The 16,724-nt window shown below is 36.7% G+C and carries 17 protein-coding genes; 4 read left to right on the plus strand and 13 right to left on the minus strand.

What is annotated here, in order from left to right; genetic code table 11:
• Nucleotides 1-222: 222 nt before the first annotated feature.
• The 11 genes from ASG31_RS02085 to ASG31_RS02135 form a co-directional block, all read right to left on the minus strand.
• Nucleotides 223-1,260 (minus strand): outer membrane beta-barrel protein, encoded by a 1,038-nt coding sequence (locus tag ASG31_RS02085; protein ID WP_056027417.1) that lies wholly within the window; start codon nucleotides 1,258-1,260, stop codon nucleotides 223-225.
• 29 nt (nucleotides 1,261-1,289) lie between these two features.
• Nucleotides 1,290-1,901, minus strand: coding sequence for a hypothetical protein (locus ASG31_RS02090; RefSeq protein ID WP_056027418.1), 612 nt, complete (start codon nucleotides 1,899-1,901; stop codon nucleotides 1,290-1,292).
• On the minus strand, nucleotides 1,888-2,448 hold the full coding sequence (locus tag ASG31_RS02095) for an RNA polymerase sigma factor (protein WP_056027420.1): 561 nt from the start codon (nucleotides 2,446-2,448) through the stop codon (nucleotides 1,888-1,890). The genes ASG31_RS02090 and ASG31_RS02095 overlap by 14 nt, the downstream gene beginning before the upstream one ends.
• Nucleotides 2,449-2,723: 275 nt before the next feature.
• Complete coding sequence (locus ASG31_RS02100; RefSeq protein ID WP_082504411.1) at nucleotides 2,724-3,506, minus strand: ABC transporter ATP-binding protein; 783 nt, start codon at nucleotides 3,504-3,506, stop codon at nucleotides 2,724-2,726.
• A 150-nt stretch (nucleotides 3,507-3,656) separates the two neighbouring features.
• The gene (locus ASG31_RS02105) at nucleotides 3,657-5,120 is read right to left on the minus strand and encodes a DUF5687 family protein (protein ID WP_056027422.1); all 1,464 of its coding nucleotides are present in this window, start codon (nucleotides 5,118-5,120) and stop codon (nucleotides 3,657-3,659) included.
• Nucleotides 5,121-5,370: 250 nt separating this feature from the next.
• Nucleotides 5,371-7,020, minus strand: a complete 1,650-nt coding sequence (locus ASG31_RS02110; RefSeq protein WP_056027423.1) for a DNA repair protein RecN — start codon at nucleotides 7,018-7,020, stop codon at nucleotides 5,371-5,373.
• A 133-nt stretch (nucleotides 7,021-7,153) separates the two neighbouring features.
• On the minus strand, nucleotides 7,154-8,056 hold the full coding sequence (locus ASG31_RS02115; protein WP_056027425.1) for a DUF4835 family protein: 903 nt from the start codon (nucleotides 8,054-8,056) through the stop codon (nucleotides 7,154-7,156).
• Between the two features lie 37 nt (nucleotides 8,057-8,093).
• Complete coding sequence (gene coaBC, locus ASG31_RS02120; RefSeq protein ID WP_056027427.1) at nucleotides 8,094-9,296, minus strand: bifunctional phosphopantothenoylcysteine decarboxylase/phosphopantothenate--cysteine ligase CoaBC; 1,203 nt, start codon at nucleotides 9,294-9,296, stop codon at nucleotides 8,094-8,096.
• Between the two features lie 118 nt (nucleotides 9,297-9,414).
• The gene (locus ASG31_RS02125) at nucleotides 9,415-9,738 is read right to left on the minus strand and encodes a DNA-directed RNA polymerase subunit omega (protein ID WP_056027429.1); all 324 of its coding nucleotides are present in this window, start codon (nucleotides 9,736-9,738) and stop codon (nucleotides 9,415-9,417) included.
• Nucleotides 9,739-9,780: 42 nt separating this feature from the next.
• Nucleotides 9,781-10,776 carry an outer membrane protein assembly factor BamD gene (locus ASG31_RS02130; RefSeq protein WP_056028040.1) on the minus strand — a complete coding sequence of 332 codons (996 nt, stop codon included), beginning with the start codon at nucleotides 10,774-10,776 and terminating at the stop codon, nucleotides 9,781-9,783.
• Nucleotides 10,777-10,874: 98 nt separating this feature from the next.
• Nucleotides 10,875-11,504 carry a TetR/AcrR family transcriptional regulator gene (locus tag ASG31_RS02135; RefSeq protein WP_056027431.1) on the minus strand — a complete coding sequence of 210 codons (630 nt, stop codon included), beginning with the start codon at nucleotides 11,502-11,504 and terminating at the stop codon, nucleotides 10,875-10,877.
• A gap of 93 nt (nucleotides 11,505-11,597) precedes the next feature.
• On the opposite strand from ASG31_RS02135, the gene ASG31_RS02140 reads away from it, so the two are divergent.
• The 4 genes from ASG31_RS02140 (at nucleotide 11,598) to ASG31_RS02155 (ending at nucleotide 14,007) form a co-directional block, all read left to right on the plus strand.
• Nucleotides 11,598-12,224, plus strand: coding sequence for a TatD family hydrolase (locus tag ASG31_RS02140; protein WP_056027433.1), 627 nt, complete (start codon nucleotides 11,598-11,600; stop codon nucleotides 12,222-12,224).
• Complete coding sequence (locus ASG31_RS02145) at nucleotides 12,217-12,963, plus strand: ThiF family adenylyltransferase (protein WP_056027435.1); 747 nt, start codon at nucleotides 12,217-12,219, stop codon at nucleotides 12,961-12,963. Before ASG31_RS02140 ends, ASG31_RS02145 begins: the two co-directional genes overlap by 8 nt.
• Nucleotides 12,950-13,324, plus strand: a complete 375-nt coding sequence (gene rnpA / locus ASG31_RS02150) for a ribonuclease P protein component (RefSeq protein WP_056027436.1) — start codon at nucleotides 12,950-12,952, stop codon at nucleotides 13,322-13,324. Before ASG31_RS02145 ends, rnpA begins: the two co-directional genes overlap by 14 nt.
• A 71-nt stretch (nucleotides 13,325-13,395) precedes the next feature.
• Nucleotides 13,396-14,007 (plus strand): DUF4126 domain-containing protein, encoded by a 612-nt coding sequence (locus ASG31_RS02155; protein WP_056027437.1) that lies wholly within the window; start codon nucleotides 13,396-13,398, stop codon nucleotides 14,005-14,007.
• A 35-nt stretch (nucleotides 14,008-14,042) separates the two neighbouring features.
• On the opposite strand, the gene ASG31_RS02160 is transcribed toward ASG31_RS02155, so the two are convergent.
• Complete coding sequence (locus ASG31_RS02160) at nucleotides 14,043-16,193, minus strand: hypothetical protein (RefSeq protein ID WP_056027439.1); 2,151 nt, start codon at nucleotides 16,191-16,193, stop codon at nucleotides 14,043-14,045.
• A 1-nt stretch (nucleotide 16,194) separates the two neighbouring features.
• Nucleotides 16,195-16,716, minus strand: a complete 522-nt coding sequence (locus ASG31_RS02165) for an LptE family protein (protein ID WP_082504413.1) — start codon at nucleotides 16,714-16,716, stop codon at nucleotides 16,195-16,197.
• Nucleotides 16,717-16,724: the final 8 nt, after the last annotated feature.

The raw sequence follows: 16,724 nt of genomic DNA on the forward strand, positions 1-16,724 counted from the left end.
TTATTGCCCCACAGATCGCACAGATTTTTGATCTGCTTTATTTACAAAATCTGCGTGAGATAATCTCACAGTGATTTTTTACAGATTCAGCATATTTTTTTTTCAAATTCATCTGTGAAAATCCTTGAGATCTGTGAGAGAATTAAAACAAATAATTTGATAAAAACTCCGTGGAAAATAAATTTCTGCGGAGTTTTCTGTTAAATATAAATGTGAAAAATCTTACCAGCCTAAAGCAATTCCGAAAACCAAAGCTTTGTCGTTTTCAAAATAAGAATCTTTGAAGAAATTGCTGAAATCTCTTTTGACGAAAACACTTAAGTTATCGTAAGAAACCGTGAACTGAGCGCCGTAAACAAAAGGATTTACCTGATAGTTGGAACGGTCTCTGAAACTTTGAGAATCTCCTTTAACGATATTATTAGTTGACATTCTCACACCGCCATAAACGTTTGCAGTCATTCTCAAACCGTCTGAATAAGGTCTGTACTGAACATCCATTCCGGCATTTTTAATTTTAGAAAAATTATATTGAAATCCGAAAGGAACCATCAAATAACCCGTTCTCAATTTAGACTTATCTAAACTTCCTTCATATTTTGCCAACATCACATCGCTGTTTTGTTTGGCGAAAATCATATTATTGTCCGGACGAACCGTTCTCCATGAAAACCCTAAACCTGAAATCAATCCCCACGGGCTCGTTCTGCTGAACTGGTAATTAAATTTCAAACCAAATTCCAGATTGTTGGCATACCCTAAATTTTTATCTAAATCGTTATCAGGTTTATCGTTGGTCAAAGTCATGATTCCGTAAGAGAAATATCCTTCAAGATTTTTTACGGGGCGGTATTTTTTAAGCAATTGTGATTTTAATTCTTCGTTTGAAGTTACGTCAGAATTTAAAAGAGAATATCTCACTTGTTTTTGGATGACCTGATCCAAATCAAAACCCAATGCCTCAATTTTTGCATCTATTTTATCCGAATAGCTGTCCGCAATTTGTGCTTTCTGCCTGTCGAATTCAGCTTTATCTAAATTTTTTACCTGAAGAGTCGCCAATTCGCCCTCCATCAACTTTTTTTCTTCCTGAATAATTGCATTGATCTTTGCAGCATATTCTTCTACTTTCTCTTTAACGATCGGACTTACCGTAGTGTCTTCTTTAGACTGAAGATTGATTCCCAACGCTTTTTTCTGTGCATTAACTGTGGTTGCAACAAGGCACAACATTCCTGTGATGATAAATTTCTTAATCATGATATTATTTTTTTTAGTTTAAAATTGAATTATTTATTGTTCAGATCGATGGTTGCGACATTGCTGCCGTCTTTAGATTTTTCAATGACATCTTTATGCTCGATTGAAAAAAGTAAGGTTGAAGGATCAACGAATCTTTTTTTCTTCTTCACCTGTACAGAATCGGATTTTGCCATAATTTTCGCAGGCTGATTCTGAATAATGATTTGAGAAGCAACTTCCGAAGGATTTTCTTTGATGAGTGGCAGATTATTCTGAGTCTTAATTTCCTGCACTGTTTTTTCCTGCAAAGGAATATTTTTAGTCTCAGCAAATTTTTCTTCTGCTTTTTCTGGAACAATTTCTTTTGAGTTAATTTTCTCTGATTCTACCGGATTTTCCTGTTTTTGAGAAGGTATGTTTACCGTTTCAGCCAGTTGTGATTTTGGTTCAGCATTATTATTAAAAAATAAAACCGCTCCCAAACCAAAGATTACAACAAAACATGCAGCCAGATAAACCCAGTTAAATTTAGATTTTCCGGAAACAGAATTTTCAGTCTGAGCCTGAATTTCCGCCCACAAATCTCTTGAAGGAGTAAGCTCTCTTTCGTCGATTTGTTTTTTGAATTGTTTTTCAAAATTATTATTAAACGAGTTCATTTTTCAGTTGTTTTTGTTGTTGAAAGTAAATCTTTCTTAATTTTTCTTTTGCTCTGAAGAGTTGGGTTTTGCTAACTGCTAAGGAAATGTTCAGCGTATCTGCAATTTCCTGATGCGAATATTCTTCAATCACATAAAGGTTGAAAACCATTCTGTACGCATCCGGAAGCTGATCTAAAAGTTCCTGAGCATTAAAGTCAAAATCAAAAGTCTCTTCCTGCAAATCTTCCGGAACAGAAGCATGAACGTCGTCGAGGTAAAAAACCGTTTTGCGGCTTTTAATGAAATTGAGACATTCGTTGACTACAATTTTTCTCGCCCAACCTTCGAAGTTTCCTTCGCCACGAAAGCTTTCAATGTGTTTAAAAATTTTGCAGAATGCTTTGATCACGCAATCTTCCGCCTGATAGATATCGCTGACGTAGCTTTTTGCCACACTCAGAAATTTCTTTACACTCTGATCATAAAAGATTTTCTGCGCAGCCGGATCCTGCCTTTTGAGGCGGCTCAGCAAATCATCTTTTTTATTTCCAAACAAAAGCTTCATGGTTTATTCTGTTTCTATACTAAAGACAGCAAAAGTTTAAAATGGTTACAGTCTTTTTTTAATTTTATTGAAATTTTTCGTAACCTACTGAAAATGAATGTTATATTTTACTAATTTGTTTTAAAAAAAACATTGAATCAGATATGATTCGTATGATGTCGCCCCTTTCAGGGCTTATGATTACAATTCTTTTATATACATGGGGCTGCACCCGATGCTGATGTTGTTGCCCCTTCAGGGCTTTCACTTTACCGTTGATATTTTTTTAGATTTAGTCAAAACGTCCCGCTTGTATTTTCTGTTGGTAAATCAGTTCTAATTACAGGCTCTTCAGAAATCACTTCCTGCTTTACTGAGTTGACCTGATCTTCAAAATACTTTTCAAGGTCACGCAAAGTTTCCGGAGTGGTTTGGATATCACGCACGACTTCGCCTTTATTCACAACCACAATTCTGTTGCATACCTCTGTTGTGTGGGCAAGATCATGACTTGAAATTAAAAACGTTACGCCATTTTCTCTTGCAAAATCACGGATCATATTTTTCAGTTTGATTTGCGTGGAAGGATCGAGATTGGCAAATGGTTCATCCAGAATAATAATTTCAGGCTTACCGATTAATGCACCAACAATTCCTACTTTTTTCTGATTTCCTTTCGATAAATCTCTAACGTATTTTCCTGCATTGACGATTTCACCGTTAAACAAATCATGGAACTGCTTTAAAAACTCGTCTACAGAAGCTTTATTCTGACCTCTCAGTTCTCCGATGAAATAAAAATATTCTTCGGGCGTAAGGTATCCAATAAGAAAAGTTTCGTCAATAAAAGCTGAAACTTTATTTTTCCAGGCCTCAGATTCGTTGACTTTAATGTCTTCAACACTTACAAAACCAGTTGTTGGCTGTATTAAATCAAGCATCAAACTAAAAAGCGTTGTTTTTCCCGCTCCGTTGTTTCCAACCAGACCGAAAGTTTCGCCTTTGGTAATTTCTAAATTTTCTATATTAAGAACAGTTGCAGTTCCGTATGTTTTTTTAAGGTTTTGAATTATAATCATTTTTTTGGGTATTATGTTGGTGTAGGATGATGGGTGTTTGGTTTTGCTAATAACACTACTTTCGAGCTTGAAGACTGTTACTTGAACTTTTCAGTATGAACCAGAATTACTTTACTTGGCTCTTTACACTTTTTACCTGGTTCTTTCAACTTAGTCTTTCTTAAAAGCCTCAATCGTACTATATTTCTCAGTTTTATATTTTTCAATAATCATATCGAATATTTTTTCTCTGAAAAGAAATCCGATTAAGCCCAGAATCCCAATAGAAATTACAGCTGTGGAAATTCCGAAGAAATAATTCATCACATAATAAACTCCCATTGGCAAAAGCATTTTAGGAATAATCAGAAGGATAGTTTTGAATGTAAACGTGTTTTTTTGTCCCACTCTTTTTTCTTTTGAATTAAGGTCTATCAGATTTTTATTATACGCGCCGGAAAGAAGGGTAAATTGTGAATTAACTCCGATATTGTACAATCCCGCAGCGAAGAATGCGAAATAAATCTCCCAGCCAAAATAAGCGTAGAACAGAGCAATGACAATGGAAATTGCCGTGACTATATTCATCAGCCACCATTTTGCTTTCAGATATTCTCTGTACGGAACATTCTGCGTCATCATGAGAGGGTAATAGGCACTATCGAAAGCGGGAACTCTCCCACCGAAAGTAAACTGAAAACCTCCCGTCACCATGAGTCCCATAAACATCATCCATGCCGGACCACTATAGACATCATTCACAAACATCATAAGGCCGTAAAAAAGAAACATCACACTGCCCGTCATGACACCTTTCGTCACCTTGTTTCGTTTCAGCATTTTGATATCATTGTTGATAAATGTTCCGATAGCTCCGTATTTGTTCAGAAACTCAATGTTTTCTGTCTTTCCGATTTCTTTTTTGGCTTCAAGACCTTCATCAAGATAGAAACCTTTCCGGATGTAGTTGAAAGTAATTTTCCAAAGTGCGGCAAACAGAAGAACTGAAACTACAGCTAAATAAGGATGCTTATAAAAACTGTAAAAAACTGTTTCTGAGTATGATAAAACCGGAATAATTTCGTAATAATTTAAAGCTGCAAGAGCTGCTGTAAAAATTCCTACGCCAATGGCAATGTTTTCTTTATCGTTAAATAAAAGATTGAGAAAATTATTCAGATAAAATAAAGATGATACTCCGATAAACCAGGCGAAAATTCCCGGTAAATCATAACCGCTGTAGGCTAAAATTCCGCAGAATGTTATGAGAAAAATTGAATTAAACCAGCTGAGTGGGGTAAGAAATGTTTTTATTAAAGTATAGTTTACTACTACTTTCTTGGGGATATTTAAAGTAAGAAAAGGTTTTATGTTCTGCGTAGGAATTTGCTGAAGCATATATTTAAAATACAAATCGCCAATCCATCCTATGATTAAAAAACGTGAAATCATTCGCAACGGATCCATCTTCATCTCTTCCTGCACGTAGAAAAAGGCTACAAAAGCCATCATCCCAAGCCACAAAATGAAGAAACATATCCCAATAAATCTGAAAATCTTCATCGCCAGATTGATTCCCACCGAAGAGCCACGAAAAAAACTCTTCCACTCCAGCTTCAAAAACCTTTTAAACATAGTTTACTTTTTTGTATTGGTAAACATAATTAAAAATTTGTTACAAGTTTGTCCTGAAACAGTGATTTTAATTGGATTTTAATGAATTGTGGTGAGAGCTTTACGATTTACTGCTTTTGTCTTTTTTAGAACGACCGAAAACTTTAAATAACAGAAAAATGATGAAGACTAAAAGCAGCGATAAAAATAACTGCCACATAAGTAATCCTTTTCCCACATGTTCGATAGTAAATTCTTTCATAATAATTATTTAACCTATTAATTCCTTTGCCTGCGCCATCGCTGCCTCCGTGATCTTGCTTCCGGAAAGCAACTGCGCAATTTCATTCAGTTTATCTTCCTCCGAAAGAGCAATGATATTAGATTGCGTTTTGCCGTTCACATCCTGTTTCACCACTTTATAATTGTCATTTCCTTTTGCTGCAACCTGTGCGAGGTGAGAAATAACAATCAGCTGCATATCTTCAGACATTTCCCGCATCAGATTTCCGATTTCTTCGGCTACTTTTCCGGAAACTCCGGTGTCTATTTCATCTAAAATTAAAGTGGGAAGTTCGTCGCTTTCCGCAATAATTTTTTTGACAGCCAACATTACTCTGGAACGTTCTCCCCCTGAAACAGCGGTCTGAATCGGTCTTAAAGGAAAACCAGAATTGGCCTGAAATAAAAGCTGAATGTTTTCTTTCCCAAAGCTGTTGAATTCTAAAGCATCCTGAAGATCAATTTCTACTTTAGCTTTTTCAAGTCCGAGTTTTTTTAATAATTTTTCTGCTTTCGTGATGAAAACCGGTGTGTTTTTCTTTCGCTTATCTGAAAGTTTCTTTGAAAGGTCTACCAGCAGTTTTTCTTTTGAAACAATGCTTTTTTCAACCTGAGCAATCAGTTCTTCCAGTTCCGTAGCTCCTTTTTGTTCGCCGGAAAGCTGATCTCTCAGTTCTTTCAGACTATCAACATCAGAAACATTATGTTTGATGAAAAGAGTGTTGAGTTTGTTATTGAGAAGACTTAGAAGCGCCAAATTTTCAGGATTGATCTCAATTTTTTCCGCTTCATCTTCCAGTTCAGAAACAATATCTTTCAGTTCTAAAAAAGACGTTTCCAGCCTTTCGTCGAGTTCAGAAAAACTTTGCGAAACTTCAGCAATTTTAGAAAGTTTATTTTTAGCTTCATTGAAAAACGAAAAAATCCCCATTTCTTCCTGATGAAATCTTGAAAGAATCTGAGCCAGATTTTCAGAAATCATTTCTGCATTTTCCTGCACCGAAAGCTGGTTCTGAAGTTCTTCGTAATCAATATTGTCCAGATCAATTTCTTCCAGTTCAGTTAAAAGAAAATTTTTGTAATCGCTTTCTTTATTATTTTCTGAAAGCTGGGTTTTATATTTTTTAAGCTGAAGGTGTAGACTTTGAAAATCTGAAAATTCTTTCTGATACGCCTCCAGAATTGTTTTATTACCCGAAATTCCATCAATTATTTTAAACTGATATTCGGAGGTAAATAAATTGGAAGTTTCAAACTGAGAATGAATGTCTACCAACTGCGAAGTCAGCTCCTTAAGAATATCCAGAGTCACAGGTACATCATTGATAAACGCCCTCGACTTTCCTGATGGAAGAATTTCACGACGGATGATTGTTTGATGCTCGTAATCGAGATCGTTCTCTATAAAAAACTTTTTGAACTGATTATTGAGAGAAAATTCGGTTTCTACAATACTTTTTTCTTCAGCTTTTGATATGGATTTGAGATCTGCCCTCTCCCCTAAAATCAGACGCAATGCCCCGAGGATAATAGATTTTCCTGCACCGGTTTCGCCGGTGATTACCTGTAAGCCTTTATTAAGATTCACTTCGAGCACATCGATGAGCGCAAAGTTTTTGATGTAGATTCTGGAAAGCATATTACGAAGTCTGCATTTGTAATGCAAATATAAATTTTAGTAACGAGAATTCAGCAATTGTGCGAATGATGGGGTACTTCTATTTCGGTCTGAATTATCTTAAGAATACTTTAAAAGAAACATCATTCAGCCTTTACTTCCATTTATTCCATTTTGTTTCAGCAAATTTTGGTGCAAAAACAATCATCAGCTGTTTCAGATCATTTATGTTGACAGCGCCATTGTTTCCGGAGTTAAAAATATTATAAATCTCGTCACTTTTATTATCCATAAAGAGATTAAAGAAATAATTCTGCTGAAAATTATTCTCATACATCTTAAGCTGCAGCAGTGCATCGGCAATAATTTTTTTTCCCTGGCTCTGGTCCTGATTGAAAAGATTGTCCAGCCCGGCTCTGTGATAGGTGTACATCGTGGCACGCAACTGATTCATGTTCGGGTTTTGAATTTCACCAATTAAAATAGTTCTGCTTCGCGGTTCGTTGATCTGGTTCCAGCCTTCATAGCCTCTGTTTTGAGAATTCTGGGCTATTTGCTGTGCTTTTGCAAAATACTGAGTTCCACCGTTAGACTGAAAACTGTCTGAATCATACCCTAAAATAACGTAAACATAAAAACTGATCACATCAATAAGATTTTTCCCTGAAAACTGTCTTTCATTGAATACCAGATTTTCATTTTCAACATATTCAAATGCAAATTTTGTATCCTGAACATTGAGAAGCGGAGATTCATAAGTAGTGTTGTAAACAGGTCTCACGGCCTGCACAACGATGCTCCCCCGGTATTTATTGCCGTCTCTTTCGCTGAGAACAAGAGAAAAATTTGATTTGATTTTCTCAAAATTCTGAAGCTTTTTCCCCGTCCAGCTTGTATTGTTGATAAAGTCTCTTAAACTTTTTTCCAAAGCCTTAAACGCCTGCTGATTACTTCCCTGTATCTGCTGGGAATTAACCTGAACAGTTGCCAGAATTTCCTGAGCAGAAGAAAGCTGAGAAATCAAGAGCAGAAATAGTATGATGATGTATTTTTTCATTTCAAAGATTAAAATTGAGAACGGAAATTTATTAAATTTATTTTAAATATTGATTTTCAACAAAATCGAGGATATCTTTTGCGACAGAATCTTTAGATTTTAAGTCAAATTCTTTTTTTTCTGTTTTCGTGAAAATTTTTATTTTATTGGTATCGTTTTTAAATCCGGCACCGGCGTCACGCAACGAATTCAGAACAATCATATCGAGATTTTTCTTGTGAAGTTTTCCCTTGGCATTTTCTTCTTCATTTTGGGTTTCAAGGGCAAAGCCTACCAAAAACTGATGTTTTTTCTGCTCGCCCATCGTTTTCAGAATGTCCGGATTTTTGATTAATTCAATGCTAAAACTGTCTTCATTTTTTTTAATTTTTTCAGAAGCCACTGTTTTTGGAGTGTAATCTGCGACGGCAGCACTTGCGATACCTATTTCAACCTTATCATAAAACTCAAAAACTTTGTCAAACATTTCTTTTGCCGAAGTAACTTTGTGAAGTTCAATATTTTGCTCTGAAACTTTCTCTGAACTCGGCCCGGAAATCAGAATCACTTTCGCACCCCGCTTTGCCGCTTCATCAGCAAGAGAATAGCCCATTTTTCCTGAAGAATGATTTCCGATAAATCGCACCGGATCAATGGCTTCATAGGTAGGACCAGCTGTTATTAAAACTGTTTTTCCCTCTAAAGTTTTATTGTGATTTGAACTGAAAAAATCTTCGATGGTTTGGACAATCGTTTCGGGTTCAGCCATTCTTCCCTGACCGACGAGTCCGCTCGCAAGTTCGCCACTTTCTGCGGGAATTACGATGTGACCGAAGCTCTCAGCAAGATCAAGATTCTTCTTCGTGGACGGATGTCTGTACATATCTAAATCCATTGCCGGAGCAATAATTACAGGGCATTTTGCAGACATGTAAGTTGCAATCAGCAGATTATCACAAATCCCATTGACCATTTTGGCTAAAGTATTTGCAGTGCATGGTGCCACAATCATCAGATCAGCCCAAAGCCCAAGATCTATATGGCTGTTCCACGATCCGTTTTCTCCATAAAAATCGCTGTAAACAGGTTTTTTAGATAAAACTGAAAGGCTGAGCTTGGTCACAAACTGCGTGGCATCAGAAGTCATAATCACCTGTACGTCCGCACCTTTTTTAATCAGATCCCGAATCAGAAAATGAATTTTGAAAGCTGCGATGCCGCCGGAAACTGCAAGAAGGATTTTTTTCCCTGAGATTGACATTAAAAATATTTTTAAAATACTAAAATACTTATTTTTTAGGGAATAACGCTGTTTGAAACAGCAAAGGTCATAAAAGAAAAATTCTCTTATGACCTTTGCTTATAAAAAACACATATTGTTATTTTCTTTCTTCAGTCTTTCTGAAGTAAACATCATCGTTCAACCATTCTTCAATAGCGATAGAAGTTGGCTTCGGCAGTTTTTCGTAATGTTTAGAGATTTCAATCTGCTCTCTGTTTTCGAAAACTTCTTCAAGAGTAGAATTGTGCACTGCAAATTCGTCCAATTTATTATGCAATTCTGTACGGATTTCTGCATTGATCTGCTCAGCTCTTTTGCCCATGATAACAATCGCCTCGTAGATTGATCCTACTTTGTCTTCAATCTTGTCTTTGTTGTAAGTAATGGTATTTACTTCTGCTTTTGTATCTTTTACGCTCATTTTGAGAAAATTAATTTATTTTTAAGATGGCAAATGTACGATTTATCTTTGGATTTTGAAAGTGGCTGCCGGCGGAGGTGTCTGCAGCACTGCACTGTCTCTCCTCATCTGGTTTGCCTGCTTTTCGTTTTCCATCTGATCTTTCATCTGTCCTTCAATTTTTACCTTTTTCGCTTCCTGCTCGGCAATTCTTTTCTGTCTTTCGTTCAGTAAGGCAATTCTTTCTTCATTCTGTTTCTTCACTACCACAAAATCTTTCTTCTCTTTTTCCAGTTTACTTCTCAGTTCAACCGCAGTTTTAGAATATTCTGTATTTGGAAGTTCTTTTTCAACCTGTCTTGTGAAAGCTAAAGCACTTTCAATACGCTCATCTTTCAGTTCATAAGCAGAACCCATCGCTAAAGAATAGCGCGCATTCATCATATAATCGTAGATTTTCGGACGGAGTTTTGTACTCGGGAAATCTTCCAGAACGTTTTCAAATGCCACACCGGTTGATTTATAATCTCCCATTTTGTAGTAATGTTTTGCATTTTCGTAGGCCTTGAACTCAAGCTTATAAGAAAGCTCATCAATCATGGTGTTGATGTTTTTGCTTCTTTCAGAATCCGGATAATTGGTAAGGAAATCCTGAAGCTCATTAATGGCTAATTCTGTACTGGACTGGTCTAAGTTGTAATCCATAGAACCGTTATAGTAGCAAAGTGCAGACATGTATGCAGCTTCTTCTTTTCTGCTGTCCAGAGGAAAACTTACTGAGAAATTTTTAAACTGGTGCCCCGCCAGCTTATAATTTTTATCATAATAATTGGCATAAGCAGAATTGAAAACTACATTGGGAGCATCATCTGTACCGGCAACAAGGTTTGGAAGCCTGTCATATAATGCCAAAGCATTTTTCCATTTCTTTTTAGCAAAATTTTCGTTCGCAGTTTTCAGGATAAAGGTTTTATCCGCACTGGTTAATGCTTTTTGCTGAGTGCTTTTACAGGCAGCAAGTACCGCTACAGCGAAAATACCTAAAATATACTTTTTCATAAGGAATTCAACAGATTCGGTATTTTTCCGAACTTTTAATTTGCAAAAATAAAACTTTTTTTGCAAAAGACTTTTTTTTATGATTATTTAACGTAAAATTAGTCTGTAGCGTATCCCAAAACTGCAAAAACAGACATTAAAGTATTTACTCTTACCTTTTTTTCGGCCTCTCTGTCGTAAGATTCAGAATCTTTGTGGGGAACGTAGATTTCGTAAAAGTTTTTATTTCTGATTACAAAAAGTGCAGCACCAATAATGACCGTCAAAAGATCTTCAGGTTTGGGAGCAAATGTAAAAACTCCTGAAGCCACACCTTTTTTTGTAACCTCATCAATTTTTCTTACAAACAGCTGGTAGCAGTCGAGCAGTTCATTTTTCACCAGATCAGAATGTCTGAGCTCCTGAGTTACAAAGCCGTGAAAGTAATTATATTTAAACAGCTGTGCAATGATAAATTTTACCATCTCTTTCATCTGCATTTCCGGCTTGCCATCTTTTATGGTGTCTGCAAATTCAGAAAAATTCTCTCTTGTTTTCAAAACGCGGTACTGATAAAGATAAGACATCATTTTTTCTTTGGAGCCGAAGTAATACGAAATCATAGCAACATTGATATTGGCTTTTGAGCAGATATCCCTCACAGAAGTACCTTCATACCCTTTTTTAGCAATAAGTTCTTCAGCAATATCTAAAATATGAATTTGTTTTTCCGTAAATTTTTTCTTCATAGAAACTGACTTGGCCTTAAAGTTAAGAAATTTTTAACAAAAACTGTAAACAGCCGTTTGAGAATTTAAAACATAAATTGATTATTTTTGAATATGTCTTACTTTGATTTTCATCATCACAAACTTAATATCAATAATGGAATATACAATCTTGAGCTTTACAAAAAAGTTCCTGACACTCTTTTTTCAGCAGGAATTCATCCGAAAGATATCAATGAAAATAATTTTACAAGACAAATTGACTGGCTGAAAAACAGCATTACCGAAAACTGTTTTGCGATTGGTGAATGTGGTCTGGATTCTACGGTTACAGCGAATGTTGAAATTCAGAATAAAGTTTTTCTGGAGCAGATCAATATTGCAAATGAATTTAAAAAACCTTTAATAATACATTGTGTGAAAAGATTCTCTGAGCTGATTCCTTTCAAAAAAAAATCTGAATTGCCGATGATTTTGCACGGTTTTAATAAAAAACAAGCAGTTGCAGACAGTCTCCTTTCAAATAATTTCTACCTGAGTTTTGGAAAACCGGTTTTGTATAATCTATCTTTGCAGAATACTTTACAGGAGACGCCTTTAGATAAAATATTTTTGGAAACTGACGATGCAGACTTTAATATCGAAGAGCTTTATCACAAAGTTTCGGAAATTAAAAATATTTCTGTTGAAGATCTTCAGGATCAGATCTCTACAAATTTAGATACAATAAAAAATGGATAAAAACTGGCTGGAAAGAACAGAACTTCTCATCAAAGAAACAGGTTTGGAAACACTTCGTAACGCCAACGTTCTCGTTGTGGGGCTGGGTGGCGTAGGTTCATTTGCTGCAGAATTCCTGGCCAGATCCGGAGTGGGAAATATGACCATCGCAGATGGCGACACCGTAGATATCACAAACATTAACAGACAGTTACCTGCATTACATTCTACCATTGGAAAACATAAAGTAGACCTTGTGGGCGACAGACTTTTAGACATCAACCCAAAACTTAATCTTGTAAGAATTAATGAATTTCTGAATCCTGAACGCATGGATGAAGTTTTTGAAGGAAAGAACTTTGATTATGTGCTGGATTGTATTGACAGTATTACGCCAAAGTTAGCTTTAATCATCGCCGCCAAGCGCAGAAAAATAAAGGTGGTAAGCTGTATGGGAGCCGGAGGAAAAATTGACCCTTCCAAAGTAATGGTGCGCGATATCAGCAAAACGCAACACTGTCATTTGGCAAGACAGATCAGAAAAAGACTTAAACAGGTTAAGATTGACAAAGGAATCCGATGTGTTTTCTCTGATGAAATTCAGGATGAAGACAGCCTGAAAATGACGGACGGCAGCAACTATAAAAAATCTTTCTACGGTACAATCAGTTTTATGCCGGCAATTTTCGGGCTTTATGCCGCTTCTGAAGTGATTAATTATTTAGTGAAAAAAGTAGATTCTGCTGATGGAGAAATTTAATTATCCAAAGGTGGAAAAGCTGAAAGGTAAAAACAACATCAATTTACTTTTTGAGAAAGGTAAATGGCGGACTTTCGGAAATATGAGAATCATCATTCTGAAAAACAAAGAAACACATCCCATTTCTGAATTAAAATTCGGGGTGTCTGTTTCTAAAAGATATTTTAAAAAAGCCACAGACAGAAACCGTTTCAAGAGACTTCTGCGCGAGTGTTTCCGTTTAAATAAAGATCTTTATAAAGAAACTTTCGGCGACTTGTCTCATGCGATGCTGTTTTGGGCATCCTCAGAAAAAGCCGTTGGTTACAGGGAAGTTGAAGAACAGTTTGTAAAACTCTGCCAGGCACAGCGCAAAAAATAAAATGCCGGAAAATTTTCAGAGAATGCAATAAAATTTTCACTATTTTTAAACTTCACAAATCTGAAAATAAAATGCTGGATAACATACCTTACTTTCCGTATATCGCAAGTGCTTTTTTTGGCATCGGTCTCGCTGCCGCCACTGGTTTCAGGGTTTTTCTGCCGCTTTTTGCCGTAAGTTTATCTTCCTATTTAGGCTGGATTCCTATGAATGAAAGTTTTGAATGGCTTGCGGGGCTTCCCACCCTGATTATGACTGGCATTGCCACAGTTGCAGAGATTCTTGCCTACTATCTGCCATTTGTAGACAATCTTTTGGATTCTGCAGCCATCCCTCTTTCAACAGTGGCCGGATCTGTTCTGTTTGCCACTCAGTTTGCAGATTTGGGGACATTTCCGCAGTGGGCACTGGCCATCATTGCAGGCGGAGGAACGGCAGCCACCATCAGCTCGGGGTTTGCAGGGTTAAGGGCAGCCTCAACGGCAACCACGGCGGGAACGGGGAATTTTATTGTTGGCAGCACCGAAACTGCAGGCGCAGGATTTATGACGATTGTTTCGATGCTTGCACCGGTTATCGCCTTCGTTTTAAGTATTATTTTACTTGTGGTGATTGTAATTGGAGGAAAAAAACTGATGAAAAAGTTTTTGGCTAAAAATAAAACAAATCCTGAAATGGAATAAAAAAAACAGATCGGAAATGATCTGTTTTTCTGTAATTATCTGCCTCTGATGTCTTTGACTTCCTGAATTTTCTCTTCAAAATATGATTTCCTGTCAGGATGTTTTCCAATTAAAATCTGGTACGCCTGAATTGCTTTAGAATACAGTTTCTGTTCTGTGTAAAGTCTTGCCAGCGTCTCTGTCATCAGGTGCGAGATGTCATCATTCTTTTCTTTTACCACAAAACTCACTTCTTCTTTGAGCTGACTGATTTTAGGATTGTTTTCGAGAAAAGTTTCTATAGCTTTTTCCTTGATTTCAATTTTTTCCTTTTGAATTTCTTCCGTCCGGTCAATTTTCAGCCAGCTTTGCCACGTGTTTATAAACCCGGGAACGTTGCTGTCTAAAATTGAAGGAATTTCCCGCTGATCGGGCTTAATTTTCGGTGTTAAAATCGCCTCAGGCTGTACCTCCGGTTCGCTTTGCTGATTTGATTTTATAAATGAAGAAATGCTGTTTCCGAAAAATGAAACGTTGAAAGCTTCGGTTGGCTCTTCTTTTTCTTCACTTTCTACCTCAGAACTTTCCTTAACCTCAACACTTGTCTGCTCTTCTGTTTTTACTTCTTCTGCGACAGGTTTTTCAACTTCAGAAGTTTCGGCTTTGCGTTCTTCAACTGCTGGTTCCTGGTTTTTATCAGACTTATCTTCTGCAATTACCTGCTTTTTACCTATCGCAGAATCTAAAGCATTGGCTTCAAAAGACATTGGTTTCCAGCCAGATGAAGGTAAAGATTCTTCCTCGTTTTCAACTTTCTGAGCCTCATCTGAATTTTCTTTTTCATCTAAAATTTCCTTAGGTACAGGAACGGTTTCCTGTTTTTCATTCGCGTCCGTTTTTGGTGTACCCATTTCAAAAGATTGGGTTTCGGCAAAACTTATCTCACTGTCAACTCCCTTTTTTTCTTCATTATCGGGAATTTTTTCGTTGGATGGAGCTGCTTTTTTAGCCTCTTTCATCTTCTGCTCCACCTGCTCAATCAGACGGCGCATTTCCTCTTCATATTTATTTTTGGCCGGAGAATTCTGTACCACATTTTCTTTTTGAACCGGTGTATGAGATTCAATCTTCACTTCGGGAAGAAAAGATTCTGTACCGTGGAAACTTAACTGAGAATCGTCTTCAACTTTTTGTTTTTCATTTTCAAACTCAATTTTATCTTCTGAAATTATGGTTTCTGAGGTGAAATCTGTCTGATTCTGATCTTCATTTTGATGTAAAACTTCTTCCGTTTCTAGATCTTTTGTTTCAAGCTGCATTTCAGTTTCAAAAGGTGCAATTTCCTGAAAACTGATCGCCTGATCTTCAACAACAGCTTCAACAGCTTCCTCCAAATTGCTTTCGGGTGAAACTCTGATTTCAGATTCGTTAAAGTTTATCGGAACTTCTTCTACGGCATCCACTTCAGCTTCTGGAAGAAAGTTCTCTTCATTTTCTGATTCTTCGGACGGAATTTCAATCTCCTCTGAAACTGAAACTTCATCGGACTCTGCATTTGCTTTTTGCGAGGTAAAATCTTCTATTTCAGCAACAAGTTCGTTGATTTCAGGTTTTACTTCAGCTGTATCCATTTGAACTTCGGGAGCCGGACTAAGTTTTTCAGTAACCAGATTTCCAGATTCCATGCTGGATTCCAGATCAATTTTAACTTTATTTTCTTCGTTAAGGAAGTTTTCTTCTCCTTCAAAAAGAATTCGGTTTCTCTGCCCTTCCACTTCAACGGTTTGGTTAGAAAGTTCCGGCAAAGGCTGAATTGCGGTGTAGGGAGATTCTTCTGTTTGAGCTTCTGTTTCGGGCTTTTCTTCGGGACGCCTCAGTGGGAAACCACCGTTTTTGGGTACATATGCCGGAAAAGGTTTTTTGTCTTCAATGGCTGGGGTGGCTTTTGGCAAATTAATTTTTATCTGTTTGGTTTCAATAGTGCCATTGATGAGATGATACAGATTTTTTTTGTCTGTGGTGTACGCGGCAGTTTTTGAAAGCTCTTTTTGGTAATTTTCAGAATCATAAAGATGCACGCCATACAGATGCAAAGCACGTACAGTCTGAAGATATGGGAATTCCTGTATCTGATCTTTCAGAACCTGAAGATCGTCTTTCTGAATATTTTTGGGCTCTTTTAAAAGCTCTAAAACTCTAATTTTCATCTTACCAGTTTGCTACAATGTCATTAAAAATCTTATTGATAATTCTGTCTGTTACCAATCTTACCTGTGAAGCCTCGATGTCTGCCTGCGAAAGACTGCTGTTGAACGCAGCTTCGTCCATATACGTCCTGTCGAAACTTAAATCGGGATGCAGCTTGTTTTCATAGTGCACCTTGATGGTAATCGTAAGTTTATTCTGTGATTCCTGAATCGTTCCTGCCGATGTCTGCTGTGTATTTGAGCTGATGTTGGTAGGCGTAATTGAGTAATCTGTAATCTCGCCTTCAATTAAAATATCCGGGTTTGATTTTGTTCCTTTTAACGTAGTTCTCTGTAAAAATCTGTTCTGAATATCTGTGGAAAACTGTTGCGAAAGTGTAGGATTAACCAACGGAGCATTGTTCGGAAACTCGTTGATCTGCACTGTTTTTTCGTCTTTGAGCGATGAACCCGTGAAACTGTAGCAGGAATTCAGCATGCTCACAGATATGAATAGTAAAAATAGATTTCTAAGAGAATTCATTTCATTAA

It is taken from the genome of Chryseobacterium sp. Leaf404 (genome assembly GCF_001424145.1).
Taxonomy (GTDB): Bacteria; Bacteroidota; Bacteroidia; order Flavobacteriales; family Weeksellaceae; genus Chryseobacterium.

Coding starts and splice junctions, on each gene's coding strand:
- ASG31_RS02125 (WP_056027429.1), bottom strand. CDS start 9,738: ATGAGCGTAAAAGATACAAAAGCAGAAGTAAATACCATTACTTACAAC.
- ASG31_RS02095 (WP_056027420.1), bottom strand. CDS start 2,448: ATGAAGCTTTTGTTTGGAAATAAAAAAGATGATTTGCTGAGCCGCCTC.
- ASG31_RS02085 (WP_056027417.1), bottom strand. CDS start 1,260: ATGATTAAGAAATTTATCATCACAGGAATGTTGTGCCTTGTTGCAACC.
- ASG31_RS02100 (WP_082504411.1), bottom strand. CDS start 3,506: ATGATTATAATTCAAAACCTTAAAAAAACATACGGAACTGCAACTGTT.
- ASG31_RS02155 (WP_056027437.1), top strand. CDS start 13,396: ATGCTGGATAACATACCTTACTTTCCGTATATCGCAAGTGCTTTTTTT.
- ASG31_RS02115 (WP_056027425.1), bottom strand. CDS start 8,056: ATGAAAAAATACATCATCATACTATTTCTGCTCTTGATTTCTCAGCTT.
- ASG31_RS02165 (WP_082504413.1), bottom strand. CDS start 16,716: ATGAATTCTCTTAGAAATCTATTTTTACTATTCATATCTGTGAGCATG.
- ASG31_RS02105 (WP_056027422.1), bottom strand. CDS start 5,120: ATGTTTAAAAGGTTTTTGAAGCTGGAGTGGAAGAGTTTTTTTCGTGGC.
- ASG31_RS02135 (WP_056027431.1), bottom strand. CDS start 11,504: ATGAAGAAAAAATTTACGGAAAAACAAATTCATATTTTAGATATTGCT.
- ASG31_RS02130 (WP_056028040.1), bottom strand. CDS start 10,776: ATGAAAAAGTATATTTTAGGTATTTTCGCTGTAGCGGTACTTGCTGCC.
- coaBC (WP_056027427.1), bottom strand. CDS start 9,296: ATGTCAATCTCAGGGAAAAAAATCCTTCTTGCAGTTTCCGGCGGCATC.
- ASG31_RS02140 (WP_056027433.1), top strand. CDS start 11,598: ATGTCTTACTTTGATTTTCATCATCACAAACTTAATATCAATAATGGA.
- rnpA (WP_056027436.1), top strand. CDS start 12,950: ATGGAGAAATTTAATTATCCAAAGGTGGAAAAGCTGAAAGGTAAAAAC.
- ASG31_RS02110 (WP_056027423.1), bottom strand. CDS start 7,020: ATGCTTTCCAGAATCTACATCAAAAACTTTGCGCTCATCGATGTGCTC.
- ASG31_RS02090 (WP_056027418.1), bottom strand. CDS start 1,901: ATGAACTCGTTTAATAATAATTTTGAAAAACAATTCAAAAAACAAATC.
- ASG31_RS02160 (WP_056027439.1), bottom strand. CDS start 16,193: ATGAAAATTAGAGTTTTAGAGCTTTTAAAAGAGCCCAAAAATATTCAG.
- ASG31_RS02145 (WP_056027435.1), top strand. CDS start 12,217: ATGGATAAAAACTGGCTGGAAAGAACAGAACTTCTCATCAAAGAAACA.